We start from the raw sequence: 25894 nt of genomic DNA, 5'->3' as shown, positions 1-25894 counted from the left end.
AGACAACGTTCGCCCATCGCGGCAAGGAGAAGACGATGCTCGACCGGATCGCCGGTTTTTTCAGGCTGATCGGCGCGACCATCGCACGCTGGGCGCGGATCTTCTTCGCCTGGGCTTTCTGGCCATTTATCGCCGCCCGTGGCTGGTATGTTCAGAGGACATGGATGGTCCGGTTGCCGATCCTTGGCTTTATCGGGCTGCTTGTTGTTCTCTATTGCAATTTCATCTGGCAGACGCAGGTCTGGTCCGGGTTCAACCCTTCTTTCGTGAACGAGTACCGACTTTCGGAGCGCAAGGTTCCTGCCGGTCAGGAGCTGCCGACAACAGACGGGTCGGCGGCAAAGACCTGCCAGCGCTCGGCCATCGTCGATGTCGCGGCCGATCTGACGGACTTCAACGTCAATCAGAATGCGTGGATCTCCTCCATGCTCCTCTATCGTCTCGGCTTCTTCGGCATCGACTGGGATCACACGCCGTTCCTTGACAACAAGGCGTCGTTTCAGCGTGGCGTGAACCAGGCGGTTCGTCGCACCTCGGTCGAACTCGTCGACACGCTTGGCCGCGTGCGGGGCACGTCAGGGATCAACAACGATCTGCAAAGGGCGCGCGGCAATCTGCAGTTCGACGAGTACAGCTGGTATTTCGGACTTAATCCGTTCGGGCCGAAGACGCCGACACCAAGCTATTATCGCTCCGCTCTCGAAAGCCTGCGCAAATTCAATACCGACCTGGCCGCCTGCAACGCGATCTTCGATGGACGCGCAGACAACCTGATCCAGTTCATCGACCGCATCGCCAACGATCTCGGTAGCACCTCCGATGTTCTGGCGGACCGCTCGCAGAACCATCATCGCGGCTGGTTCGATACACGCGCCGATGACCGCTTCTGGTTCGCCTACGGGCAGCTTTATGCCTACTACGCGATCCTTGCGGCCGCACAATCCGACTTTTCCCAAGTCGTCGCGGAGCGCAATCTGGGCGCAATCTTTAGCGCAACGATGAGGCAGTTCCAGGCGGCGTTGCAAATCCAGCCGGCGATTATTTCCAACGGTCGGGAAGACGGCTGGATCATGCCGAGCCATCTGGCGACGATGGGCTTCTACATTCTTCGCGTCCGGTCAAATCTCGTCGAGATTCGCTCCGTGCTCGATCGCTGAGCGCCTTGTTCAGTTGATCAGTTTCATCCGGATCGCCTTGGCGACAAGCTGCGTCCGGTTCACGCAGTCGAGCTTTTTGATGGCGCTCGTCATATAGGCGTTCACGGTGTGATCGGAGAGCGAAAGGATCTGGCCGATCTCGATCGACGTTTTTCCCTGTGCCGTCCAGCGGACGACCTCCCGTTCGCGGGCAGAAAGGGGCGGGTGTTCCATGAGCTTCGATTGCTTCGTGCGGTTATAGGCGTCGAGCAAATGGAGGGTCACCATCGTGAGTTCGTTGAGCTCCGTCTGCCCGAGCGGTGGGCGGTCGCCCCCCAGCCAGAACAGGATTCGCTCACTGTCGCGTGTATAGGCGGGCACCGCGACGCCCGTCGGCATGCCGAAGGCGCGCAGAAGCTTGCTCAACTCATCCGGGAAAATGCTGTCGCAGGCATTGTCGGAAAGACTCCAGGAACGCGGCAGGGCCGAGTCGCCCATTCCCGTCGACAGCATCGGAAAGCGCATGATGCGGGCGCGGTCGAACTGGTTGAAGTATGCGGATGGAAGCGAGGTTTCGATGAGAAGGGTTTTGAGAAGAATGCTTTCGGGCGCGGGGGCATGCATCAAGGTTACATGCCGGAAACCGTAAGCGCGTGCTGCCCCAACGAGAGCTTGTGCGAATTCGGCCCTGGTGTTGACCGCTGAAATCTCCGTGACGAGAGACAGCTGCCGTTCCGAGGTAGTCATGTAAGACATCAATGCGTCCCTGCTTACCTTCATATCAGCGTCATAGAATATGCAAACTGATATATTTGCTAGTGCGAAACAGCGCGGCACGCAGTGATTAATTTCAATTGTATTACTTTAACCACAGGGATCGGCCTATGGTTGTTTTCGTGCCCGCTGGAAACGCAACCCAAGGAGACGGAATCGGCCATTCCTCCATGCGAAGGCGACGTGAGCGCCCGTGCAGGCCGGAATTTCGGGGCACCTGCGGCAAGGCGCCAAGGACTTTCGAATCATTTCGGGATCAGATCTTGTCCGTCATCTTCGCTTTTGCCGCGATCGAAGACGCGACCTTGATCTTGAGGCTGCCGGCGTCGAGCTTGCCGATGAACGAGACATCGGCCTCGCTCTCGTCGAAAAGCGGCTGACGACGTTTTCGTAGCCGAAGATCATCACCATGACGATGCAAGCATGGCCAAGATCATTTCACCCTCATCGAGGATGAACACGCCGCCCGCGACCTTCAGCAACTTGTAGTCGAAGGAAACGGCATAAACGGCCAGCCGCGAGGGCAAGGCCGATATTAGAAGGCCACGAGTATCCAGCGGCTCGACGGATGATGTGGTCGACAATGAGTTCGAGTGATTTCATATCTTGTCCGCGCAATGGATAGGTTCGATGTCTGACTGACAGAGGCTTGGACGAGCGTTGGGCAACCAGCGCACTATTCACAGTCGCGATATTTCGCTATCCCGTTGAAACATATGTGGCGCCGATCAAGCGCAGACAACAGTGGGGAAACGGGGATGGCAGCATACAAATCTGACATCGAGATCGCGCGCGCGGCGCAGAAGCAGCCGATCTTCGAAATCGGTGCAAAGCTCGGCATTCCGGCCGAGCAACTCGCGCCATACGGGCATGACAAGGCCAAGCTCAGCGCCCAATTCATTGCCGCGCAGGCAGACAAGCCCGATGGCAAGCTGATCCTCGTAACAGCAATCAATCCGACACCGGCAGGCGAGGGCAAGACGACGACGACCGTCGGCCTCGGCGATGGGCTGAACCGGATTGGCAAGAAGGCCATCGTCTGCATCCGCGAGGCTTCGCTCGGACCATGCTTCGGCGTGAAGGGCGGCGCTGCGGGCGGCGGTTATGCGCAGGTCATTCCGATGGAGGACATCAACCTGCATTTCACGGGCGATTTCCACGCCATCACCTCCGCCCATAACCTGCTTGCCGCGATGATCGACAATCACATCTATTGGGGCAACGAACAGGATATCGATCTCAGGCGCGTCAGCTGGCGGCGCGTGATGGACATGAACGATCGTGCGCTGCGCGAGATGGTCTCCTCGCTCGGCGGCGTCGCCAACGGCTTTCCCAGGCAGAACGGCTTCGACATCACGGTGGCCTCCGAGGTGATGGCCATTCTTTGCCTCGCCAGGGATCTCAAGGATCTGGAGGAGCGTCTCGGCAACATCATCGTCGGCTACCGCCGCGACAAGACGGCCGTCTATGCCCGCGACTTGAAGGCGGACGGCGCGATGGCAGTTCTCTTGAAGGACGCCATGCAGCCCAACCTCGTTCAGACATTGGAAAACAATCCGGCCTTCGTGCATGGCGGCCCCTTTGCCAATATCGCCCATGGCTGCAACTCGGTGATTGCCACCAAGACGGCGTTGAAGCTCGGCGACTACGTCGTGACGGAAGCGGGTTTCGGTGCGGATCTTGGTGCCGAGAAATTCTTCGATATCAAATGCCGCAAGGCCGGATTGAAGCCCGATGCCGCCGTCATTGTTGCGACGGTGCGCGCGCTCAAGATGAATGGCGGCGTGAGGAAGGACGATCTCGCAACGGAGAATGTCGCCGCGCTGAAGAAGGGCTGCTCCAACCTCGGCCGCCATATCGCCAATGTTCGCAAGTTCGGCGTTCCCGTCGTCGTCGCCATCAATCATTTTGTCTCGGATAAGGATGCGGAAATCGCAGCGGTGAAGGAGTTCGTCTCCCGCCTCGGGGCGGAGGCAATCCTGTGCCGGCACTGGGCCGAGGGTTCTGCCGGCATCGAGGAGCTTGCCTACAAGGTGGTCGAGCTTGCGGAATCGGGACAGTCGAGATTCGAGCCGCTCTATCCCGACGATGTCTCCCTGTTCGAGAAGATCGAGATCGTGGCCTCGAAGATTTATCACGCCGGTGAGGTGACGGCGGACAAGGCTGTGAGAGACCAGTTGCTGGCCTGGGAGGAGCAGGGTTACGGGCACCTGCCTGTCTGCATGGCCAAGACACAATACTCCTTTTCGACCGATCCGAACCTGCGCGGCGCGCCGGAAGGACATATCGTGCCGGTGCGCGAGGTCCGCCTTTCGGCGGGCGCCGGCTTCGTCGTCGCCATCACCGGCGAAATCATGACCATGCCCGGCCTGCCGAGATCGCCCTCGGCGGAGCGGATCTACCTCAATGATCAGGGCTATATCGAGGGGTTGTTCTGAACCTCGCCGCAACGCAAGGATTAAATGCGGTGCACCCGGCTGGATTGGAAACGACGATGTCGTTCTGTGGCTTTACTCGACGCTATGTTTTTGCAGCGGCGGTCCTTTTGCTGATCGCCAACAGCGCTATGGCCGACGCGTGGTCGGCTGCCGAAAGCATGGCCGATTTCATGAAGCGTAATCCCGATTGCATGGAATTTAGCGATCAGTGTTCGATCTGCGCTGTGGTCGACGGCAAAGCCGCTTGCTCGACGCCGAAGATCGCCTGCATCAAGAAACCCTATGTCTGCACGCGGCGCGCGGGTGATTGAACCGGTAAGTCGGCGCCGCAAGGTGGCGACGCCAGCTACAGCATCGGCCCGAAAACCGGAATCGATCTTCGGAAAGCACGATGTGTAGATTCAAAGAGTTAGAGCGTCCCTTGTGCGCCCATCCGAACGCTCGGCGCTCTAATGACAATAGCGATATCCTCCGTTGCGCTCCAACACGTCGAGGTGGAAGTGGGTTTCGTGGGCTGCGTCACTTTCAGGGTCCAGCACCGTCATGAAGTAGAGGCAGCCGGCGGCGCTGATCGTTCGCTGGAAGGCGCCGATCAGCGTTGCATCTTCCCGGCGCGGCTGAACGGCGACGTCCGTGCCTTTTTCGAAGCTGAAGCTTGCAATGTCGATCGCATTGCCGCGCGCGTGCTCGGAAACCTTGCCAGTTTGCGCGCCATTGCGCAGCCGGCAGATATAGGACGAAGCCTGATTGACGGCGACGATGCGCCCCTGATCCTTTGCGGCGACGCTTGCCGCCGGGATGACGCTTTCCTTCATCCAGCGGGCCAAGGCGAGAGCAACAGGACAGCGAAACACCGCCTCGGGCTTCAATTTGATCCCCGGCAAAGCCTCGGAAACCTCGATCGGCTTGTCGATTCCACAGCCGTTGCCATCATCGATGCGCGAAATGTCCTTGAAGACAACGCCAAGGACCTGAAGCTCCCTCTCACATTCCGAATGCTCGGCATCGCTCTCTGCGGCAATCGTCAGATGCTGCTCTTCCAGCGTCTGCTGCGACGGAAGTTTCGGTCCCTGCTTTTCCGGCTGGTTAGAAAAATCGGCAGGACCCTGTTTGGCGGGCGGCGTTTCAGCATCGCCTCGCTCCGGTTTCGGTTCAGGTATCGGGGGACGTTGCGGCGTGGGCTCCGCCGTATTGGATTGACCTGGACGGACCGCCGGATGAGGGCCCTCGTGCGGCAGGCGTGCGCCGGTCAAAAGCCCAATGCAGCCCAGTGCCACTAGAATCACGATGATATTCTTCACGCATCCACCCGTTGTATGTTGACCCGGGAGGAGAACGTGCGGATGCGGTTTTCGTTGCAATTTCGCAACGTTGATCGCTACGATGAAAATATGATTTATTAAATCAAGATAACTGGCTCCCGATATATTGACAATTAAAGTCATGTTTTTTATGCGGCAAAAAGAAGGCGAAAAACGTCGCCAGAAAGCCTAGCCAGCCCATCGAAAACGCAGCCGCGTCACGACCAGCCAGCCCGGTGGATATTTTTCTCAAGGGGTTGATTTCATGATCGTCCGGCACTCGCGCTCGGTTCTACTCGCCTGCACAGCACTCGCCATTGTTTTGCCTTCCGCCATCGCTTTTGCGCAAAGCGCGCCTTCGACTGCAAAGACGGCCGAAGAGCAGAAGGCCAAGAACGAGGGCGATACCTTCCTCTCGCCAATCATCGTGAAGGGCAGCCGGCAGGCGGCCAACGATCCCTACAACAAGGCGGGTCCTTCCAGCACGGTCACCGCGGACCAGATCAACCTCCAGTCCGGTCAGGGCACTGATGATCTGCTGCGCAGTGTTCCCGGAACGTCGACGGCCAACAATCCTCAGAACCCGGGGGTGGCCGTGAACATTCGCGGCTTCGAAGGCTCCGGCCGCGTCAACATGTCGATCGACGGCGTTCGCCAGAATTTCCGCTTCACCGGCCATGAGGCGCAAGGATTTACCTATGTGGATCCAGCCTTCCTGGCAGGCATCGACGTGACCCGCGGTGCAATCACCGGTATCGGGGGCGGTGCACTGGCCGGGACGGTCAATTTCCGAACCTACGAGATCGATGATCTGATCCAGGGCGACAAGAACTACGGTGGTATGGTCTCAGCGACGGTCGGAACCAACGAACTTGGTTGGTCCGAATCGGCTATTGGCGCCTATCGGTTCAATGATGTCTTTGCCGTCCTCGGCGGTATCAGCAAGAGCGATCCGGGCAACTACGAGAACGGCGACGGCGTTACCGTGCCTTTCACCGAGCAGGATCTGCTTTCCGGCATGCTGAAGGCTGAGATTACGCCGAATGCGGAAAACACGATCAAACTTGGCGGCATCACCTACGACAACGACTTCTTCGCGAACTCCTATTTCCAGAACGTGAAGAACAAGACGTTTGCCGCGAGCTACGCCTATACGCCCGGCGACAACGAGCTGATCGATTTCGAGACGAACTTTTACTACAACCGCCTTGAGATGAAATATGACACGAACGCCACGGGCGGCGGTGCGGCCGCCGGTCGCCGGATTACCGATACCGGCATTGGCTTCGACGTCTCCAACACCTCCAAATTCGATATCGGCGACGTCGCCGTCTCCACGAACTATGGTGTCGAGTATTTCCACGACGATTACGACGTGATCAACAGCCGGACGCAGCCCTTGGGTGGCGTCAACGGTAGCGGCAAGAGCGGCATCCTCGGCGTCTTCGACACAACCACGTTGACCTACGGCATGGCGGATCTGACGCTTGGCCTGCGCTATGATCATTTCGATCTTGACGGTTCGGGTTCTGTCGTTGCCAGCAATCCGCTCGGAATGCCGGCAGGTCCATACACCGTCGATCAGTCCGATGGACGCCTGAACCCAAGCGTCACCCTTGCGCTCAATCCGACCGCGTGGTTCCAGCCCTATGTGACATATGCTGAAACCCAGCGCGCGCCGACCATCAATGAAACCTTCGCTGGCGGCTCACACCCCGGTTCTACCGGCCAGAACTTTTTCCCGAATCCTTTCCTGGAGCCGGAAACCTCCAAGGGCTGGGAAGTCGGCGCCAACATCAAGCTGGATGGCATTCTGGATGCAGGCGACAGCTTCCGCTTCAAGGCCAACTATTTCAACGACGACATCGACAACTACATCACGGGTGCGTTTGCCGGCGGCGGCAGGCAGACCTTCTTCGTCAACAACCCCGGTACGTCGAACGTTCGCGGCATTGAAATCCAGGCGGCGTACGACGCGGGCTTCGTCTTCGGCGATCTTGCCTATACCCATACCAACACCGATCTGCCGCCGCAGGTTAACGGCTTTGGGGTGCAGAGCTATCTTCCGCAAAACATCTTCAGCGGTACCCTCGGTGGGCGCTTTCTTGAAGATCAACGCCTGACCGTCGGCACGCGCCTCTACGCTGCCGGTAAGGCTGACATCGGGCAAATCAATGCAACGAATGCCGGGCGCCCACGATTCATGAGTGGCTATGGCGTCGTCGACCTCTTTGCCAATTACAAGTGGGAAAATGGTTTGGAATTGACGGCGAGCGTGACGAACGTCTTCGACAAGACCTACACGCCGGCTTCCAGCACGATCCAGAGCACGGCGATCGATACCGGTCGCGGTCGTACCTTCATGGTTACAGCGAAGGCCAGATTCTGAACCGGCGGCATAGAGATGTGAAGGGCGGCCATTGGACCGCCCTTTTTCATTCCCCGATTCGGCTCTTGCGCTCGATCCGATCTCACGCTAACAATTTCGCCCATGAACACGTCCTTGAACATTGCAGTTTGGTGGTGGGCTCGCTGAGGCGGCCTCGACCTATCGTGTCCAAAGACGACGAGTGAGCCGCCCGGAAAACGCCAGGCGGCTTTTTTGTTTTTAAGGCTGCCTGTCACCCGGGCCCCGATAACGGAGTGGAACAATGGTAACGATCCTTCGGGATGACGGAGCGGAAATCTACGAGACGCGGGGCGGGATTACCGTCACCCGGCAGCGGCGGGCGATCCCCTATGCCGATGCGGTCTCCTCTTGTATCGACAAGCTCGACGAGCGCCGCGGCGCCGTGTTTTCGTCGAACTACGAATATCCGGGCCGTTATACCCGCTGGGACACTGCCGTCGTCGATCCGCCACTCGGGATTTCTTGCCATGGCCGCGACGTTTGGATCGAGGCCTACAACGAGCGCGGTGAGGTGATCCTCTCCTTCATTACCGAGCGCCTGAAGACGGTCTCCGATCTGGTGCTCGGCGTCTCCACGGCGCGGCGCCTCGATTTGACGGTGAAGATGCCGGAACGTGCTTTTACCGAGGAGGAACGCTCGAAGATCCCGACGGTCTTCACGGTGCTGCGCGCTATCACCGATCTCTTCTATTCGCAGGCGGATGCGAACCTCGGCTTTTATGGCGCCTTCGGCTACGACCTTGCCTTTCAGTTCGATGCAATCGACCTGAAACTGACGCGCCCGTCCGACCAGCGCGACATGGTTCTCTACCTGCCGGATGAAATCCTCGTCGTCGACAACTACTCTGCCAAGGCCTGGATCGACCGTTACGATTTCGAAAAGAGCGGGCTTTCGACCGAGGGCAAGGCGGGCGACATTCCGGCCGAGCCGTTCGAGCGCACCGACGCCATTCCGCCGAAGAGCGACCATCGTCCCGGCGAGTATGCCGCGTTGGTGGTCAAGGCCAAGGAAAGCTTCCGCAAAGGTGATCTCTTCGAGGTGGTGCCCGGCCAGAAATTCATGGAGCGCTGCGACAGCAAGCCGTCCGACATTTCCAAGCGCCTGAAGGCAATCAACCCGTCGCCCTATTCCTTCTTCATCAATCTTGGAAACCAGGAGTATCTGGTCGGCGCCTCGCCTGAAATGTTCGTGCGTGTGTCCGGCCGACGCATCGAGACCTGCCCGATCTCGGGCACGATCAAGCGTGGCGAGGACCCGATCGCAGATAGCGAGCAGATCCTGAAGCTTCTGAATTCCAAGAAGGACGAATCCGAGCTGACGATGTGCTCGGACGTCGACCGCAATGACAAGAGCCGCGTTTGCGAACCCGGATCGGTGAAGGTCATCGGCCGCCGCCAGATCGAGATGTATTCGCGCCTGATACACACCGTCGACCACATCGAGGGCCGGCTGCGCGACGACATGGACGCTTTTGACGGCTTCCTCAGCCACGCCTGGGCCGTGACGGTAACCGGCGCGCCGAAGCTCTGGGCGATGCGCTTCATTGAAAGCCATGAGAAGAGCCCGCGCGCCTGGTACGGCGGGGCGATCGGCATGGTCGGCTTCAACGGCGACATGAACACTGGCCTGACGCTGCGCACGGTTCGGATCAAGGACGGGATCGCGGAGGTCAGGGCAGGGGCGACCTTGCTCAACGATTCCGATCCGCACGAAGAAGAAGCCGAAACCGAACTGAAGGCCTCCGCCATGCTTTCCGCCATTCGCGATGCCAAGGCCGGCAACTCCGGCAAGGTCAGCCGCGACGTCGCTGCCGTCGGCAAGGGCGTCAATATCCTGCTTGTTGATCACGAGGACAGCTTCGTACATACGCTGGCCAACTACTTCCGCCAGACCGGCGCGACCGTTTCGACGGTTCGCACGCCGGTGCCGGAAGAGATCTTCGACCGGCTGGATCCGGATCTGGTCGTGCTGTCGCCGGGTCCCGGCAATCCCAAGGATTTCGATTGCAAGGCGACGATCAAGAAGGCGCGGGCGCGCAACCTGCCGATCTTCGGCGTCTGCCTCGGGCTGCAGGCGCTGGCCGAGGCCTATGGCGGAGAACTCCGCCATCTGGCGCTGCCGATGCATGGCAAGCCGTCGCGCATCCGTGTGCTGGAGCCGGGCATCGTCTTCTCCGGCCTCGGCAAGGAGGTGACGGTCGGCCGCTACCACTCGATCTTTGCAGATCCCTCGACCTTGCCGCGTGATTTTATCATCACGGCGGAAAGCGAAGATGGCACCATCATGGGTATCGAGCACGACAAGGAGCCGATCGCCGCGGTGCAGTTCCACCCGGAATCGATCATGACGCTTGGCGGCGATGCCGGCATGCGGATGATCGAGAACGTCGTCGCCCATCTGTCGCGCAAGGCAAACACCAAGGCGGCCTGAGACGACGCGTCAGGCGGGGCCGTCTCGGCCTCTTTGGAGACAATCGGCGGCATGGCCAACGTGGTGGCCATGCCGCGCGGGCTCGCGGAAAATTCCCGTGTCATGTCAAGATTTTCTACTCCAAATTGCCACAATGGCTGTTAAGCATCCACTGCTCTTTCAGCTATGGATGGCCGCGTGCTCCCGAAGATCCTGAAGTCATTCGCGATCGTCATCGTGCTAATCGCTGCGGCAACTGCGGCCGGCATCGTTTTGCCAAGGCCGATCTGGCGCGACGATCCGACGCCGGGAGGCGTTCGCCACCGCATCCTCGTCCTCAGCAATCCGATCCACAGCGACATCGCCGTGCCGGTTGACGCCGACATTCTTGCGCGCTTCGGCTTCCTTCGTGACGGCGCCCTTGATCTGGACGACCCGAACCTTCGCTACATCATCTTCGGATGGGGAGGCCGGTCATTCTATACGGAAACGCCGACCTGGGCAGACCTGAAGGCGATGCCGGTCTTCAAGAGCTTCAGCCTCGACAATTCGGTGATGCATGTTTCGCTGGCCGGCGACATTCAGCTCGATCACCCGAGCGTCATGGCAGTCGATGTCGGCGAGGAGGGATACCGGCGCCTGCTCGGGTTCGTTCTCGGCAGTTTCGCGAAGCAGGTCGGCAAGCCGATGCCGCTGGCCGGATTCTCCTATGGAGAGAACGACGCCTTCTTTGAAGCCGAGGGCTATTTCAATGCCTTCTTTGGGTGCAACACCTGGACTGCCACGGCGTTGCGTCAGGCCGGTCTCGTTTCCGGGTGGTGGACGGCGCTGCCGTGGATGCTCAGAGCTTCCCTCTGGCTCCACAATGATCAGGCCGCATTTTCTCACCAAGCCGCCCCCGCAATCTGCCGTGAACTGCGATCTTGCGCGGCTGCCCCCTTGGCGGTGCCAACCGCCGCCCTCTTGGTCTTGTATCGGCTTGACAGTGTGTAGTTCAGACACCAGCGACGAGAGCCGGCAGGTTCTGATTGACATCCTGCAACAAATCAGAACATTTCGGGAACGATCAATCAGGAATATCGCCGTGGCCAATGCTGAGAAGTTTATCGTGCTCCCTTACCGCAAGAACCGGGGCAATCTGGTGCCGGGCGAGATGCGCCAGGCATCGAATGCCATCAGCGCCGAGAAGATTGCCACCTCCATGGCCTCGCGTTTCGTCGGCGTCGCGGCCTATGCCGTGATGGTCGACGAAGAGACCGGCGATATGTCGTCGCCGCGGCTGCTTGTCCGGCACGGCGACATCGCCGATATCAACGCCTGATAACCTCGAGTCATGATGGAAACCTCGCTCTACCTGCCGGTGAAAGGCTTCCTGGAGGCGGCGGGCTATGTCGTCAAAGGCGAGATCGGCGGATGCGATCTCGTCGGCTTGAGCGAAGGTGGGCCGCCTGTCGTCGTGGTGTGTGAGCTGAAGCTCAGCTTCAACCTTGAGCTTGTCCTGCAGGCGGTCGATCGGGCTGCGATGAGTGATGAAGTGTGGATTGCGGCTCGCGTTTCCGCCAAGGGACGAGGCCGCGAGGCCGACAAGCGCTATCGCGATCTTTGCCGTCGGCTGGGGATCGGCATGCTCGGCGTTTCCGATACCGGGGACGTCATCGTCATCGTCAGTTCCGTCTCGCCGATGCCGCGCACCAATCCGAAGCGCCGGTCGCGGCTCGTCAAGGAACATCAGCGCCGACGCGGCGATCCGGCCGTCGGCGGCGGCTCGCGTGCGCCGATCATGACGGCCTATCGCCAGCGGGCGCTCATCTGCGCCGCGGCGCTCAGCCAAGGGCTCGTGCGGCCGCGCGACATGAAGGCGCTGGCCTCGGATGCGGGGAACATCCTGCTCGGCAACGTATATGGCTGGTTCGAGCGCCGGGAGAAGGGTGTCTATGCGCTGACGCCAGCCGGCGAAGCGGCACTCCTCCGTTGGCCGCAATCGATCAGTTTCACAGCCGAAAGTGCGGCAGTATCGACGTCCTCAAGCCCGGCCGAGACTACTTAGCGACCGAGGTCGCGGCCGGCATTCGCGTCGACCGGTCAGGATCGCCGTTTGCGACGGCGATCCGTCGAAATCTTTCTTGCTGATCCGGTTTGACAAAATAGGTATCATCACACATATGAGCCTCATGGGCCGCCTGTGCGATTTTCGCGCGGGCGGTTTTGCGTTTGAATGGGCTGGTTTCTGCAATTCATTCGCATCCGCACCGATGTCTGCGCAGGGGATGAAGATGAACGAAAAGGGCAGTCTTACGGTTCGGCGGCTGGCGCTCTGGGGTATCCCGATGTCGCTCGGCGTCATGGGCTTGAAGATGGTCGCATGGTGGGTGACAGGCTCGGTGGCGTTGCTGTCGGACGGGCTGGAATCGACGGTGAACGTCGTTGCCGCCTTCATCGCCTTCTTCGTCATCCGCTATGCGCAGAAACCGGCCGACCACGATCATCCCTTCGGCCATCACAAGGCGGAATATTTTTCGGCGGTGACCGAGGGCGCACTGATCGTCGTGGCGGCGCTGCTGATCGTCAATGAGGCGATCGGGCATCTCTCAGATCCGCGGATGCTGGATGCGCCGGCGCTTGGCCTGGCGATCAACTTTGTCGCCGGCATCATCAATGCGGTCTGGGCGCAGCTGCTGATCAAGACCGGACGCAAGTACCGATCCGCGGCGCTGACGGCGGATGGTCAGCACATCATGTCCGACGTCGTCACCTCCGTCGGTGTTCTCGCCGGCCTGCTGCTGGCGCTGGCCACCGGTTACGCGATCTTCGACCCAGTGCTCGCCATTCTGGTCGCCATCAACATTCTCTACCAGGGCTGGAAGGTGATCTGGCATTCTGTCGGCGGGCTGATGGATCAGGCCGTCGAACCCGGAGAGGAAGAGGCGATCAAGCAGGCGATCGCCACGCACGCCGCGGGCTCGATCGGCGTGCACGACCTGAAGACGCGCCGCGCCGGCACGGTCACCTTCGTCGATTTTCACCTTGTCGTGCCGGCCGCCCTGTCTGTAAGGCAGGCGCACGATATCTGCGACCGCCTTGAAGATGCCATCCGCGCAGCGCATCCGGGCTCCAGCATCGCCATCCACGTTGAGCCTGAGGGTGAAAAAGCCCATGGCATCCGCGTCAAAGTCATCAAGGAGGCTTGAATGCCCACCACAGACGTATCCAACCTGTCCATGCTGGGCAGCCACACAGAATCTCCGAAATCACCTGAGGAAGCGGTGCTGGAAAGGGTGCCGTCGAGCCACGCCGGCACCGACTATGTCGTCCGCTTCACTGCGCCGGAGTTCACGTCGCTTTGCCCGATGACGGGGCAGCCCGATTTCGCCCACATCGTGATCGACTACATTCCGAACGACTGGCTGGTGGAATCGAAGTCGCTGAAGCTGTTCCTGCATGCCTTCCGCAACCACGGCGCCTTCCACGAGGATTGCTCGATCTATATCGCCAAGCGGCTGGTCGAGCTGCTCGATCCGAGGTGGCTGAGGATCGGCGCCTACTGGTATCCGCGCGGTGGCATTCCGATCGACGTGTTCTGGCAGACCGGCAAGCCGCCGGAGGGCGTGTGGCTGCCCGACCAGGGCGTTGCGACCTATCGCGGTCGCGGCTGAGCGTCCGTTTGATCAACAGCACCGTTATCCCGCCGCCAAACGGATGGCGGCTGGGGTGATTTGGCTGGGACGGAATTCAAACGTTGTCGTGGTCGGGCGCGAGTGTGAACTTGGCGCGATCCATGCGGATATGGCGCTTCTCGCTTCGAGAATGGGCGGCTCGCATAAGATTGCGCGCCTTCACGAGCTCGAGACGCAAGCGCATGAAATGCTTGCGCAGCTTGCTCTTTGGCCTGAATGCATCGTCTTGGGATGTCCGAAGGAAGGGCGCCGCCCTAACCGTGCTGTCGCCGATAAAACGCAGCTGGACGACCGGAGCTGGTTCGATCTGAAGGGCCGCCACCCATGATCGATGCCAGAAATGCGCGTCGACCAGCGCATACTTCTTCGTATCCTCAAGCATTCTGGTGGCTGCTTGCGGGCCGATGACATAGCCAGCCAGGCCGAGCCGATTTTGAAAGACGCGCGTTGCCTTGTGGCCGCTGCGATCATCGATCCAAAGCGGCGATTTTGCCACGATGTGGGGCTGAGGGACAAACTCCAGATCGTAGACGCAATTCCAGTCGTCATCTCGGTCGCGGATAGCCGTTATCACGTCGGCAATATCACTCGAAAGGACGACATCATCTTCCAGTATGATTGTCTTTTCGTTTCGCTCTACGACGGCGTTCCATGCCATTCTATGCGAGGTGAAGCAGGCTATGTCCTGGCGAAGCGTCGGACTTGGCCAGTTGTTCGCGGCTCCCTGGCAGTCTTCGGGCGATAGGTCGCTTGCTTCAAACGCATCAAGAAAACGATACTCCAATCCAAGTCTCGCCATCTGTTGAGACTGAAAATGCCTTCTCTCGTGCTCTGACCTGCGACTGATAATAAGGATATTCACGACGCTCTTGCCTGCTAAACGGTCATAACGCTTCCGACCTTATCGAGAACTCTGCCCCTATCGTCAAGGTTGATCTGTCGGTTGCTCATATACATCCCATAGCGGATGGGAGCATCGTCGTGCACCGCGACCGACAGACTGGCATCAAGCGAAGGCAACCAGACCGCCTCAGACGTTGAAGCTGTCGTCATTGCCGGAACCGGATTGATCGTCATCGGCAGAGGCGTCATCGTTGGGGTCGTAGTCTGCTTGTTGCAGACCGGCAGCGTCGTTGGCGTCGCTGTTATCGTTGCCTGTGGTGTTGTCAGCTGCCTGCTGCTTGTCGCCGTCGTTGCTGAAGTAGTTGTTGATGACGGTCTCTTCGCTCGGCGCGTTGCCGAAGGGATTGTTGCCGGCAAGCGGTGAACCCCAGCCAAGCGACGACATGTGGCTCCCGAAGATCCCGCTCAGCGAGTTGGCAAGCAGCATGCCGCCTGCAACGCCTGCCGCGGTGCCGAGCGCTCCCTGTAGGAAGCTGCCGCCGGCCGAAGGCGCAGCCGCCTGCGGGCTCCAGGGTCCGGTCGGTTGCTGCGGCATGGCGCGCGGGGCCGTGTCGAAGCCGCGATCCTGCTGGATCTGCTGGCGCGGGGCGCTTCCCCATGGGCCTGAGGAAGGCGGGGGAGGCGCCGGCTGCTGCGGGCTCTGGCTGCTGCCGAAGATCGAGCTCAAGAAGCCGCCGCCCTGTTCAGCCTTGTGATATTCGCTCTGGTCGGCTTCGAGCTGACGAATGCGCTCTTCCAACTGCTTGATGTGATTGGCCGCCGCTTCGAGGCCCTTTTCCTGCACGATCACAGCCTGCGCCAGATAATAGGTGGCATACGGTTGCTCGCGCGTTCCCTGATCGATCAGCGCTTCGGCGTCATGGTCACGCGGCGTTGCCGATGCGGTGCGGACGCGCTCGAAAAGGGCGGTCAACAATTGGCGTTCTTCAGGTGACATGGCCGGTCTCCTTTGTTGCTGGCGATTTGCGCCTAGGGATGACGTAGGAACGGATTTCGACTTTTCAAAGCCGCGCCAAGTTACATTTCGGTAAGCCGCCGGGCGACCTAACCATATCTTCATCCGTTCCGTGGCTTGTCTTTTTCCCGCATTGTTTTACGCATGGAGTCGCACTATGTGCGGGGAACCCGAATTCGACGTAAGAGAGGTTCGAATGTACGAAGAAGAAGAACAGGACGACAAGACGAAGGAACTGCCGCTCGGCAAGGAAACGGAGGCGAACCTTTTCAAGTCGCGTTCGATCTTCATCTACGGGCCGATCACGCAGGAACTCGCGCAGAAGGTCTGCACGCAGCTTGTGGCGCTTTCCGCGGCCAATGACGAGGACATTCGTATCTACGTCAACTCGCCTGGCGGTCATGTCGAATCCGGCGATTCGATCCATGACATGATCAAGTTCATCAAGCCGAAGGTCTGGATGATCGGAACGGGCTGGGTCGCATCGGCCGGCGCGCTGATCTATGTCGCGGCGCCGAAGGAACAGCGCATTTGCCTGCCGAACACGCGCTTCCTGTTGCACCAACCGTCCGGCGGCACGCGCGGCATGGCATCCGACATTGAAATCCAGGCTCGCGAGATCATCAAGATGAACGAGCGTCTGAACAAGATCATGTCCGAGGCCACGGGCCAGCCTTACGAGAAGATCGCTGCCGATACCGACCGCGACTACTGGCTGTCTGCAGAAGAAGCCAAGGCTTACGGCCTCGTTTCTCGCATTGTAACGTCGCACTCCGAGATCTGATTTCGTGCTATGAGACGCGCCCTTGCTTGCCGGATGGCGGGTGAGGGCGTTTTTTGTTTCCAGAGCCGAGGTAAGCGGGGTTTCGACATGCCCGATCTACACTATGAGCATCCGCGTCTGGCAGCCCTTTATGACCTTGCCTGCGGTTGGTCGAAGGATCGGGATTTCTATCTCTCGCTGGCGCAGGGCGGGCCGAAGTCAATTCTCGATCTTGGCTGCGGCACCGGGCTGATCTGCGATGCCTACGCGGCAGGTGGCCATGACGTGACCGGCGCCGATCCTTCAGCACGGATGCTCGATATCGCTGGACGCAAACCGAATGGCGGCAGCATCGAGTGGGTAGAGTGTTGCTCACAGGACTTTCGATCTGAAAAACGCTTCGATCTGATCATCATGACCGGCCATGCCTTTCAGGTATTGCTCGATGAGGACGCCATCCTCGCAACCTTTGCCGTCATGCGCGAGCATCTGGCGCATGGCGGCCGGATCGTCTTTGAGTCTCGCAATCCCAAAATAGACTGGAAAGCACGTTGGGACGGCGGTGTGTTCGAGCTCATTCACGACGGGCTTGTCGTTCGTAAGACGCGCGACGTGGTCTCTTACGAGGAAGGGCGGGCCCATTTCGAAACCCGCTATCATTTCCCCGAAGAGACGCTTGTCTCAGAAAGCGAGCTGCTGTTTCTGTCGCGCAACGATATCGAGCGGCACCTGGAGGCTGCCGGGCTGCGCGCCGACGCCGTTTACGGCGATTGGGATCGCCAACCTTTCGACGAGCGAAAGTCCGAGGAGATGATCTTCGTCGTCCGGCGCGCCGTAACTCAGGAAGCAAGGCCCGCTGTCAAGCGACCGCGGGCCGCCAGGCGATGACGCCTTCCGTGCGCGCACGCACATCCGGCGACGCCAGGCAGGTTGCGACCGCCTCATAGCCCGGCGCCCCGGGATAGGGTTGCACGGTCATCGGTGGGCTATGGTTGGCCGGACAAAAGATGATTGCTTCATTCGGTGTCACGGCGCCGAGATCCAGGATCATCTTCGAACGCGTCAGCATGAAAAGAGTGCGCTGGGTTGCCGGACGATTGCGCAGGTAGGAAATCAAGGCTTCCTGCGTGGCCTGATCCAATCCCTGCTCGATCATGTCGATGATGAGCGTTCCCTGGTGCTCAGCCTCCAATTCGGCGAGAAGCGCTTTCAAGGCGAGTGAGGCGGTGGCGCCCTCATCGACAAGCCAGTCGAGGGCTTGCAGGACCCGCGCCTTCGATGGCGGATCGATATCCAACCGCGCATCGATATCGGCGCTCGTCGCGGCTGCGCGATCAAGGCCGAGGAAGCGGGCATCCGGCAACGCGTCAGCAATGGCATGGGCAAGCCGCGTCTTGCCGCTTCCAAGCGGACCGATGATGTAGTTCAAAGCCTTGACGTCTCGCAGTTCAAAACGTTCACCGCCCCATGGCCAAGGCAGTCCAAAGACGGCAAGAACCGGAGACGTTGGCCCGATCGAGGCCAGTTGGGCAGACGACGGGGTGTGGCCCGCGGCGATGGCCCTGCGCAACGTCGCGACGCGGCCGATCGTTTCGATGAGCCGTTGCACACCGTTTTCCAGTGATGCCTGATGCAAGGCGAGTACTTGTTCGAGGCCGCCGCGATCACCCTTCAGAACCTGCGCAATCTGTGTGAGGCTGAGGCCGAGTGCGCGAAATGCCACAATCTCGCCAGCGCGTGCCATCTCATCCGGCCCGTATGCGCGCCAGCCCGAAGATGTGCGCAGCGGGGCGACGAGGCCGCGTTGCTCATAGATCCGCAGCGCTTTGATGGAGATGCCTAGCCGCGCTGCCGCCTCGCGCGGGCTCAAAAAATGTGCGGAATGAACCACGACTCACCTCGTTGGTTGTTTGTCGCCCTGCTTATCGGGGCAGCCCCAGGGGACAGGTCAACAGTATTTCGACCATTGGCAGCGTCTCTTTTGCGAGACGGCTCGATGGTGCAGGAGAACGGAACTTGGCCGTCGCGGACTTGTGTTCTTTCCGCGTCTAATGCTCCATGCGGCAGTTGCATTCAGTTCGAGTCCCGCCATGCTTAAAGACTTCTCCGTGCAAACCCTGTTCATGGGCGTTCTCACCACTTTCGTGGGATTTGCCAGCTCCTTCGCGGTCGTGCTGCATGGCCTGAAGAGTGTCGGCGCGACGGATGCGCAGGCCGCGTCGGGCCTTATGGCGCTGTCGATCTCGCTGGGGCTTTGCGCGATCGTGCTCAGCACTGTGACGCGCGTGCCCATCAGTATCGCATGGTCCACTCCAGGTGGGGCGCTTCTTGCAAGTACCGGTGTGGTCGAAGGTGGGTTCAATGCGGCGGTCGGGGCGTTTCTTATCTGCGCGTTGCTGATCGTTGTTGCCGGCCTGTTCAAGCCGCTCGGCCGGGCAGTTGCGGCTATTCCCGCGCCCCTTGCCAATGCGATGCTCGCCGGTGTGCTGATCGGGTTGTGCTTTGCACCGGTCAGGGCGATCGGCTTCAATCCGCTACTCGGCTTGCCGATCGTACTGGCGTGGATCGTCGTCGGCGCGTTCAAGCGGCTCTGGGCGGTGCCGGCGGCTCTAGCGGCTTTCGTGCTGGTGGTAGCCTTCGGCGTGGACATTCCCCAAGGAGCGCTCGGTTCGATCGAACAGGCGCTGCGACCCCCTGTCGAGTTCGTTGCCCCTGTCTTCAATCTGCCGGCTTTCATTTCCATCGCCCTGCCGCTCTTCATCGTGACGATGGCGTCGCAGAACATTCCCGGCATTGCGGTGCTGAAGGTGAATGGCTACCAGCCAAAGCCCGGGCCACTCTTCTCCGTGACCGGCCTCTTCTCGATCCTGTCGGCGCCGTTCGGAGGCCATGCGGTGAACCTTGCTGCGATTACCGCGGCGATGTGCGCCGGCCAGGACGCGCATCCCGATCCGGCGCGGCGTTACTGGGCGGTCCTGGTCTCAGGCATCTCCTATGTCATTCTCGGGCTGCTTGCCGGCGCAGTGACGACCTTCGTGGCCCTGGCGCCGCCGATCCTGATCCAGGCGGTGGCCGGTCTGGCGCTGGTCGGCGCCTTCTCGGGCTCGGCCATGGCCGCCTTCCAGGCGCCGGAATCGCGGGAGGCGGCAGCCATCACGTTTCTGGTGACCGCATCCGGTGTTTCCTTCGCTGGTATCTCGGGCGCATTCTGGGGATTGCTCGGCGGAGGGCTGATGCTGGCATTGTCACGTTTTGTACAAGCGGCGAAAAAATAGACGGAGGGATTGCCAGTTTTTTGTACCCCGGCTATAAGCGCGACCATGAAGAACACGGGCGTCATGATTTCTGAGCAGATTGCACGCGGGCGCATCGCGCTCCGCGACAATACGCGCGCCCTTACCTCGCTTCTTCTCCTCGGCCTTACGCGCGGTTGCCGGGTCCGTTGAGGAGCGCCCGGCGGCCGAAAGCCCGCCCAGGCCATCGCTCCTCGTGACCAATCCCGAAAGCTGATCAACCGGATGCATTGGCACCGGATTCGTCATCGCCAAGCCAGACCCGATACGCTATGACGCGGCTGGCCAGATGACGGGAAGAGGAAGAAAAGACATGGACACGAACACCGGCTCCCAGACCAAAGGCATGCCCGACGCGGCGATCAAGTACCGCCCCTATCCACAGGTGAACATCCCGGACCGCACATGGCCGTCCAAGACGCTGACCAAGGCGCCGATCTGGTGTTCGGTCGACTTGCGCGACGGCAACCAGGCGCTGGTCGACCCGATGGGCCACGACCGCAAGGCCCGGATGTTCCAGCTGCTGCTCGACATGGGCTTCAAGGAAATCGAGATCGGTTTCCCGTCCGCGTCGCAGACCGATTTCGACTTCGCGCGCTGGTGCGTGGAGCAGGGCAACGTGCCGCACGACGTATCGCTGCAGGTGCTGGTGCAGTGCCGTCCGGAGCTGATCACCCGTACCTTTGAGGCGCTGGAAGGCGCGAACCGTCCGATCGTTCACTTCTACAATTCGACCAGCGAATTGCAGCGTCGTGTCGTCTTCGCCAAGGACGTCCAGGGCATCAAGCAGATCGCAGTCGATGCTGCGAAGATGATCTCCGACATGGCGGCGAAGGCCGGCGGCGGCTATCGTTTCGAATATTCGCCGGAGAGCTTCACCGGCACCGAACTCGACGTCGCTTTGGACATCTGCAACGCCGTCATCGAGGTGATGAAGCCGACGCCTGACAACAAGCTGATCATCAACCTGCCGTCCACCGTCGAAATGGCCACTCCAAACGTCTATGCCGACCAGATCGAGTGGATGTGCCGCAATCTCGACAATCGCGACAACCTGATCATTTCGTTGCATCCGCACAACGACCGCGGCACAGGTATCGCCGCTGCCGAGTTGGCACTGCTGGCGGGTGCAGACCGTGTCGAAGGCACGCTGTTCGGCAATGGCGAGCGCACCGGCAACGTCGATGTCGTCACCATGGCGCTGAACATGTTCACGCAGGGCGTCGACCCGGAGATCGACTGCTCCAATATCGTTCGCATGAAGGAAGTGTTCGAGTATTCGAACCAGATGCCGATCGGCGAGCGCCACCCTTACGTCGGCGAACTGGTCTACACCGCCTTCTCCGGCTCCCACCAGGATGCGATCAACAAGGGTATGAAGGCGATCAAGGTCGCCAATCACCCGGTCTGGGAAGTGCCCTACCTGCCGATCGATCCGCAGGATGTCGGCCGTTCCTACGAGGCGATCATCCGCATCAACTCGCAGTCCGGCAAGGGCGGCATCGCCTATATCCTGCAGCAGGACTACGGGCTCAACCTGCCGCGCAACCTGCAGGTGGAATTCCGCGAGGACATCCAGCGGATCACCGACGAAGAGGGCAAGGAGCTGCCGTCACGGAAGATTTATGACCGCTTTATCGAGCGCTACGTGACCCAGCCCGAGGGCCGCATCAAGTTCGTCGACCACCACACCTACGCCGATCCGGAGCACAAGGGGCAGCGCATCGTCGCTGCCGAGATTACCGACAATGGTGAGACGAAGCGCATCGAAGGCAGGGGCAACGGCCCGGTCGACGGCTTCATCAATGCACTCTCGCACTATCTCGGCATCGAAATGTCGGTCGAGGACTATTCGGAGCATTCGTTGCAGCACGGCTCTAATGCTGCCGCCATCTCCTACGTCGAGACCTCCTATCCGGGCGGCAAGCTCTTCGGCGCGGGGATCAGCACGAACATCGTCGGCGCGTCGCTGGAAGCAATCGTGTCCGCGGCGAACCGCGTGCTCGAGGTCAAGGCCGGAAAGGCCTGACAAGATCTGCGCAGCGGGTTCGGCCGCTGCGCCTCTTTGCGAAAACATGCTGCGAATAGGGCGCACCCGTCGCTACCTAGCGGCAACGTGTGGCGGGTTACCTCGACCGTCTCAGATCGACGTGGCGACCTGCATTGCAAGCTGGCCGAGCGAGGCTTCTGACGATGGGCCGACGAACACATAGGACGTGCCGGCATTGTGCCAGGCGACCACACCGACCTCGTCCTTGATCGTTTCCTTGAAATCGTCGGCCTCGGAGGGCAAGTTGTCCTTGCGGAAGCAGATGGAAGCAAGGTCGCCATCGGAGCTCGTGTAGACGAGCTGACCGACCGGCCGGCCGTCGCCGATGAAGACCCGTGCGCCCTGGAAGGTCCAGCCCTGATCTGACAGGTCGGGCACGCGGAATGCAACGCCGACCGTTGAGGTCAGCCAGGTGGAAATTTCCTCCGCCTGTGTCGACGGCACTTCGAAAATATGACGCGGCTGGCGGGCGATCAGGCGTTGGTTGGCGATGACGTCTGTCAACCACTCGCTGGAATCCGAGGCGGCTTCCATCGTTGAAGGCGGCGCCGACTGCACGGTGCTGGTGCTGCCGGCGGCGAAATAACCGATGCCGCACCCGGCAACGAACAGGATGATTGCCGCGGCAAGAGCCTGCGGACCGGTCGGCGCAAGCTTCAGCGAAGGCCGCGAAAGGCGCGGAGCAACCGGAGCCTTCGGTGGCTGTACGCTCTTGATCGACCGAACGAGCGCAAGGGGAACGGGCTCCTTGAGAATATCGTCGAAACGGTGCTTCCCGAAGTCGGCGCCCTGCCGCAGCGTGTCGTAGAGCCGCTTGGCGCCTTCGTCGGTTGCCAAGCGGCTCTCGAGCTCCTGCTTCTGTTCTGGCGTCGCCTCACCGTCCAGCAGGGCGGTCAGCTGAGCATCGAGCGGCAGTTTCTTGAAATCGAGCAATTCAGTACCTGTGAGGATAATTGTCCGCGACGCTGGCGAAGTGCAGTTTCGCCGCCGCGAGTTGTGACACGACGATGTTGACGGCAACGCCCATAATGTCGGCCGTCTGTTGATAGCTGCGCCCCTCGACGACGACCAGCAGAAACACGCTGGACGTGCCTTCTGGCATCTCAAAAACCATGCGGTGGGTGACATCGGGCTCGATGAGCGAGGCGCGGTCGCGGCTCGCCTCACGGATATCGGTCACATTGGTCTTCTGAGAGGTATGCGGCTTGCGACGACGATGGTCATCGCTCCATTGCTGGCGGGCGAGGGTGTAAACCCAGCTTTCCAGACGGCCTTCGCCGTTCCACTGGTTGCTTTTGGCGATGGCGCGCTGACAAGCCGCCTGCACGATCTCGTCGGCGCTCGCTGCGTCACCTGCAAGGGTCATCGCGAAACGCCGCAGCCGGGGCAGAAGGCCCACCAGATCGCGTCTGATATCGATGGTCGTCACGGGTTGACGCATGGTCTTTCCAAGTAGTGCATGGGCGTTCGGGCAGAACGCCCAGCAGGAAATCGATTTATATCGCTTCTGTGTCCTTTATGAAACAAGTACCTGATGCTTCGCAAGCATCCGGCGGCGTATCCCACGGGTTCTCAAAGCTTTTCTTCGCTGGCACCGGTGCGGCAAACCTCAATAGGTGCGGTAGCCGTTCAATGCTTGCAGGAGCGAGCGGTAGGCCCAGGTCTGCTCGCCGCCCCGATCCCGGATCTCGACGAGCTGGACGCGCGCTCCCTGCACATCACCCTGTTCCACCAAAGCTTGTCCCATGTATGACCGTGCCAGAACATAGTTCTCGTCGGCCTGCAGCGCCTTGCGGTAATACGACATCCCCAGTTCCATTCTGCCCGCCTTGCGGTTGGCGTAGCCGAGGTAGTTCAGGATGCGCGGATCGTTCTGGTTCTTGGCAAGCTGAAGCACCGTCAGGGCGTTGTCGTATTGGCCGGCATAGGCGAATTCGCGGGCTGCCTTGTAGAGGTCGTCGTCGTTAAACGAGCTCTTCTTCGCAACCACGCACTCCTTGCGCTTTGTGTCCCAGACCTTGCCGTCGGTGCATTTTGTCGTCGTTTCGGTCTTTGGCGGCGGCTTCGTTTCGTCGCTCTCGTCGCCAATGGCAAAGGCCGCGGAAGAGACGGCGACGGCAAGGGAACCGGCCAAAGCCAGGCCGCGAAGGCTAAAGGATGCCAAGTGCATGTAACGACTCCGTGAATTGATGGGTCCAGAGATAACGAGTGTACGTGGCGCTCGCCAATTGCCAAGGCCGCGGATGCCTTGCGAATTCAAGATATCGTCATTTTGAGTTTCTGAGTGAGCTTGCCGACAAGATGATTCCAAAAAGGGCGCTAAGCCTTGAAAATATCGACACTTTCGCTGCCCACGCTGTCGCCCATGGAGTTGATGCTGAAGCGCTCTCCGGTCAGTTCCCACGCGCCGGGAGAGCCATCGATCGTGAAGAGATTGTAGGCGGCGCGAGGTTTCAGCCCTCCAGGCCCCTGCGATGCCGAGGCGATGCCGACCACGGGGACGGGACCAGTCTGGCCGCGCAGCCAGTGGAGCGTGTTCAGATGCGTATGGCCGTGGAGCACCAGTTCTGCGCCGCCGGTGGAGATCACCGCACCGAAGCGGCGGATGCCGATCATCCGCTTGTAGAAGGACGTTGCGCCACGAATGGGCGGATGGTGGATCATCACGACCCGAAACAGGCCGGCCTCGCCAGCGGCACGCAACATGTTCACGGTATCACGGGCCTGGCGTTCACCGAAGAAGCCGCTGGCAGCGAAAGGCGGCGTTGCGACGGCTGTCGAGCAGCCGACGATGGCGACCTTGCCGCGAACGCGGAGGTAGGGAAAAACGTGGCGGTCTTCCTGCCACTCGGCCGGTGCAAGGTCACCGCGCACATTGTCATACCAGGCACGCACCGACTTTTCGTAGGCACCGGGGACGTAGGCATCATGGTTTCCGGGTACGACGGAATTGTCTGCGGGGTCGCCGAGTTCTTTCAGCCATCCGGCGGCGGCACGGATCTCCAAGCCGCTCGCGAGGTTCACCAGGTCGCCGGTGACCGCCAGATGATCGGCTTGCTTCGCGCGTATGTCATCGAGCAACAGATCCAGCGTGCTGCCGAAAAGGTGCTTGCGCCTGTTGCGATGCCAGTTCACAAAGCCGGTAATGCGTTTGGAGAAGAGCTCGCGCACGGAAATGCGAGGGAGGGGGCCGAGATGGATATCGGAGATGTGCGCGAGCTTGAACATGCGACGACACATAGCCCAGTAAGTCTGCAATTCAAACACATCTGCTTGAACGGATTAATGGAATTGGAAAAAGCGTGATCGGTACCATCCGCCCCTGGCAGTCGCGAGTCCTGATGCGTATCGTGCATGTCTATTTCGCGATCGCGCGCGGAATGACGATGGGTGTGCGGGCGGCCTGCTTCGATTCGGCGGGCCGCATCTTTCTCGTGCGGCACAGCTACGTGCCCGGCTGGCATATGCCCGGCGGCGGGCTTGAGCGCAATGAGACTGCCGAGGAGGCGCTGATCAAGGAACTTCGTGAAGAGGGGAACCTGCGTATTCTCGGTCGCCCTCAGCTGTTTCACATCTATTTCAACACGGCGGCCAGCCGACGCGACCATGTTCTCTTCTACAAGGCACAGGTGGAGCAGACGGCACCGCGCCCAGCCGACAGGGAAATCGTCGAGTGCGGCTTCTTCGCAATCGATGATCTGCCGCCCGGCACCACTGACGCGACGCGTCGTCGCCTGGCTGAGCTCGCGGGCGAGCGGGAGCCCGCCCACGTCTGGTAGAGCAAAGG

General features: G+C 60.3%; 24 protein-coding genes and 1 pseudogene. 15 read left to right on the top strand and 10 right to left on the bottom strand.

Annotated elements, in window-relative coordinates:
- Positions 1-35 precede the first annotated feature (35 nt).
- A complete protein-coding gene (locus tag ACSQ9D_RS12540) occupies positions 36-1157 on the top strand; it encodes a DUF2333 family protein (protein WP_436282491.1) in 1122 nt (373 codons plus the stop codon).
- A 9-nt stretch (positions 1158-1166) separates the two neighbouring features.
- Here the strand turns inward: ACSQ9D_RS12540 and ACSQ9D_RS12535 are convergent, their stop codons facing one another.
- Together ACSQ9D_RS12535 and ACSQ9D_RS12530 are read right to left on the bottom strand one after the other, a co-directional pair.
- Positions 1167-1892: a helix-turn-helix transcriptional regulator gene (locus ACSQ9D_RS12535; protein WP_436282490.1), complete on the bottom strand. Its 726-nt coding sequence runs from the start codon at positions 1890-1892 to the stop codon at positions 1167-1169.
- A gap of 301 nt (positions 1893-2193) precedes the next feature.
- Positions 2194-2513 (bottom strand): annotated as a pseudogene (locus ACSQ9D_RS12530) (YqhA family protein); the annotation flags it as partial.
- A 155-nt stretch (positions 2514-2668) separates the two neighbouring features.
- Here ACSQ9D_RS12530 and ACSQ9D_RS12525 point away from each other — a divergent pair.
- A complete protein-coding gene (locus ACSQ9D_RS12525) occupies positions 2669-4348 on the top strand; it encodes a formate--tetrahydrofolate ligase (RefSeq protein ID WP_436282489.1) in 1680 nt (559 codons plus the stop codon).
- A 56-nt stretch (positions 4349-4404) separates the two neighbouring features.
- Entirely contained in the window at positions 4405-4659 is a 255-nt protein-coding gene (locus tag ACSQ9D_RS12520; protein WP_436282488.1) for a hypothetical protein, read from the top strand.
- A gap of 138 nt (positions 4660-4797) precedes the next feature.
- Here the strand turns inward: ACSQ9D_RS12520 and ACSQ9D_RS12515 are convergent, their stop codons facing one another.
- Positions 4798-5649: an extensin-like domain-containing protein gene (locus ACSQ9D_RS12515; RefSeq protein ID WP_436282487.1), complete on the bottom strand. Its 852-nt coding sequence runs from the start codon at positions 5647-5649 to the stop codon at positions 4798-4800.
- A 265-nt stretch (positions 5650-5914) separates the two neighbouring features.
- Between ACSQ9D_RS12515 and ACSQ9D_RS12510 the strand changes: the two genes are divergently transcribed.
- The 7 genes from ACSQ9D_RS12510 (at position 5915) to queF (ending at position 14122) form a co-directional block, all read left to right on the top strand.
- Positions 5915-8038: a TonB-dependent receptor domain-containing protein gene (locus tag ACSQ9D_RS12510; protein ID WP_436282486.1), complete on the top strand. Its 2124-nt coding sequence runs from the start codon at positions 5915-5917 to the stop codon at positions 8036-8038.
- A 262-nt stretch (positions 8039-8300) separates the two neighbouring features.
- Positions 8301-10490, top strand: a complete 2190-nt coding sequence (locus ACSQ9D_RS12505; RefSeq protein WP_436282485.1) for an anthranilate synthase — start codon at positions 8301-8303, stop codon at positions 10488-10490.
- Between the two features lie 177 nt (positions 10491-10667).
- Positions 10668-11462 (top strand): TIGR02117 family protein, encoded by a 795-nt coding sequence (locus ACSQ9D_RS12500; protein WP_436282484.1) that lies wholly within the window; start codon positions 10668-10670, stop codon positions 11460-11462.
- Positions 11463-11553: 91 nt separating this feature from the next.
- Positions 11554-11790: a hypothetical protein gene (locus ACSQ9D_RS12495; protein WP_436282483.1), complete on the top strand. Its 237-nt coding sequence runs from the start codon at positions 11554-11556 to the stop codon at positions 11788-11790.
- A 15-nt stretch (positions 11791-11805) separates the two neighbouring features.
- Positions 11806-12516, top strand: coding sequence for a DUF2161 domain-containing phosphodiesterase (locus ACSQ9D_RS12490; RefSeq protein WP_436283828.1), 711 nt, complete (start codon positions 11806-11808; stop codon positions 12514-12516).
- Positions 12517-12742: 226 nt separating this feature from the next.
- Positions 12743-13657, top strand: coding sequence for a CDF family cation efflux transporter EmfA (emfA, locus tag ACSQ9D_RS12485; RefSeq protein WP_436282482.1), 915 nt, complete (start codon positions 12743-12745; stop codon positions 13655-13657).
- Positions 13658-14122 carry a preQ(1) synthase gene (gene queF / locus ACSQ9D_RS12480; protein ID WP_436282481.1) on the top strand — a complete coding sequence of 155 codons (465 nt, stop codon included), beginning with the start codon at positions 13658-13660 and terminating at the stop codon, positions 14120-14122.
- Between the two features lie 76 nt (positions 14123-14198).
- On the opposite strand, the gene ACSQ9D_RS12475 is transcribed toward queF, so the two are convergent.
- The gene (locus tag ACSQ9D_RS12475; RefSeq protein ID WP_436282480.1) at positions 14199-15005 is read right to left on the bottom strand and encodes a glycosyltransferase family 25 protein; all 807 of its coding nucleotides are present in this window, start codon (positions 15003-15005) and stop codon (positions 14199-14201) included.
- A 168-nt stretch (positions 15006-15173) separates the two neighbouring features.
- On the bottom strand, positions 15174-15983 hold the full coding sequence (locus ACSQ9D_RS12470; RefSeq protein ID WP_436282479.1) for a DUF2076 domain-containing protein: 810 nt from the start codon (positions 15981-15983) through the stop codon (positions 15174-15176).
- A 214-nt stretch (positions 15984-16197) separates the two neighbouring features.
- Here ACSQ9D_RS12470 and ACSQ9D_RS12465 point away from each other — a divergent pair, with 214 nt between their 5' ends.
- A complete protein-coding gene (locus ACSQ9D_RS12465) occupies positions 16198-16785 on the top strand; it encodes an ATP-dependent Clp protease proteolytic subunit (protein ID WP_037118244.1) in 588 nt (195 codons plus the stop codon).
- Between the two features lie 87 nt (positions 16786-16872).
- Positions 16873-17652: a methyltransferase domain-containing protein gene (locus tag ACSQ9D_RS12460; protein WP_436282478.1), complete on the top strand. Its 780-nt coding sequence runs from the start codon at positions 16873-16875 to the stop codon at positions 17650-17652.
- Here ACSQ9D_RS12460 and ACSQ9D_RS12455 read toward each other — a convergent pair.
- Positions 17624-18655, bottom strand: a complete 1032-nt coding sequence (locus ACSQ9D_RS12455; RefSeq protein WP_436282477.1) for a MerR family transcriptional regulator — start codon at positions 18653-18655, stop codon at positions 17624-17626. The two genes, ACSQ9D_RS12460 and ACSQ9D_RS12455, sit on opposite strands and share 29 nt — an antisense overlap.
- Positions 18656-18854: 199 nt before the next feature.
- Between ACSQ9D_RS12455 and ACSQ9D_RS12450 the strand changes: the two genes are divergently transcribed.
- Together ACSQ9D_RS12450 and leuA are read left to right on the top strand one after the other, a co-directional pair.
- Positions 18855-20039 (top strand): benzoate/H(+) symporter BenE family transporter, encoded by a 1185-nt coding sequence (locus ACSQ9D_RS12450; protein ID WP_436282476.1) that lies wholly within the window; start codon positions 18855-18857, stop codon positions 20037-20039.
- Between the two features lie 331 nt (positions 20040-20370).
- On the top strand, positions 20371-22086 hold the full coding sequence (gene leuA / locus ACSQ9D_RS12445) for a 2-isopropylmalate synthase (RefSeq protein WP_436282475.1): 1716 nt from the start codon (positions 20371-20373) through the stop codon (positions 22084-22086).
- 111 nt (positions 22087-22197) lie between these two features.
- Here leuA and ACSQ9D_RS12440 read toward each other — a convergent pair whose 3' ends face one another.
- The 4 genes from ACSQ9D_RS12440 to ACSQ9D_RS12425 all read right to left on the bottom strand — a co-directional run bounded on the left by ACSQ9D_RS12440 (position 22198) and on the right by ACSQ9D_RS12425 (position 25335).
- The gene (locus ACSQ9D_RS12440) at positions 22198-23040 is read right to left on the bottom strand and encodes an anti-sigma factor family protein (RefSeq protein WP_436282474.1); all 843 of its coding nucleotides are present in this window, start codon (positions 23038-23040) and stop codon (positions 22198-22200) included.
- Position 23041: 1 nt separating this feature from the next.
- Positions 23042-23548 carry an RNA polymerase sigma factor gene (locus ACSQ9D_RS12435; RefSeq protein WP_436282473.1) on the bottom strand — a complete coding sequence of 169 codons (507 nt, stop codon included), beginning with the start codon at positions 23546-23548 and terminating at the stop codon, positions 23042-23044.
- 168 nt (positions 23549-23716) lie between these two features.
- Complete coding sequence (locus tag ACSQ9D_RS12430) at positions 23717-24277, bottom strand: hypothetical protein (protein WP_436282472.1); 561 nt, start codon at positions 24275-24277, stop codon at positions 23717-23719.
- A 149-nt stretch (positions 24278-24426) separates the two neighbouring features.
- A complete protein-coding gene (locus ACSQ9D_RS12425; RefSeq protein ID WP_037118236.1) occupies positions 24427-25335 on the bottom strand; it encodes a metallophosphoesterase family protein in 909 nt (302 codons plus the stop codon).
- Positions 25336-25448: 113 nt separating this feature from the next.
- Here ACSQ9D_RS12425 and ACSQ9D_RS12420 point away from each other — a divergent pair, with 113 nt between their 5' ends.
- Complete coding sequence (locus tag ACSQ9D_RS12420) at positions 25449-25886, top strand: NUDIX domain-containing protein (protein WP_051970568.1); 438 nt, start codon at positions 25449-25451, stop codon at positions 25884-25886.
- The last annotated feature ends 8 nt before the right edge of the window (positions 25887-25894 follow it).

The sequence above is a fragment of the Rhizobium sp. LjRoot258 genome, from assembly GCF_964254185.1.
GTDB lineage: Bacteria > Pseudomonadota > Alphaproteobacteria > Rhizobiales > Rhizobiaceae > Rhizobium.
This window is presented reverse-complemented; position numbering and strand designations above follow the sequence as displayed.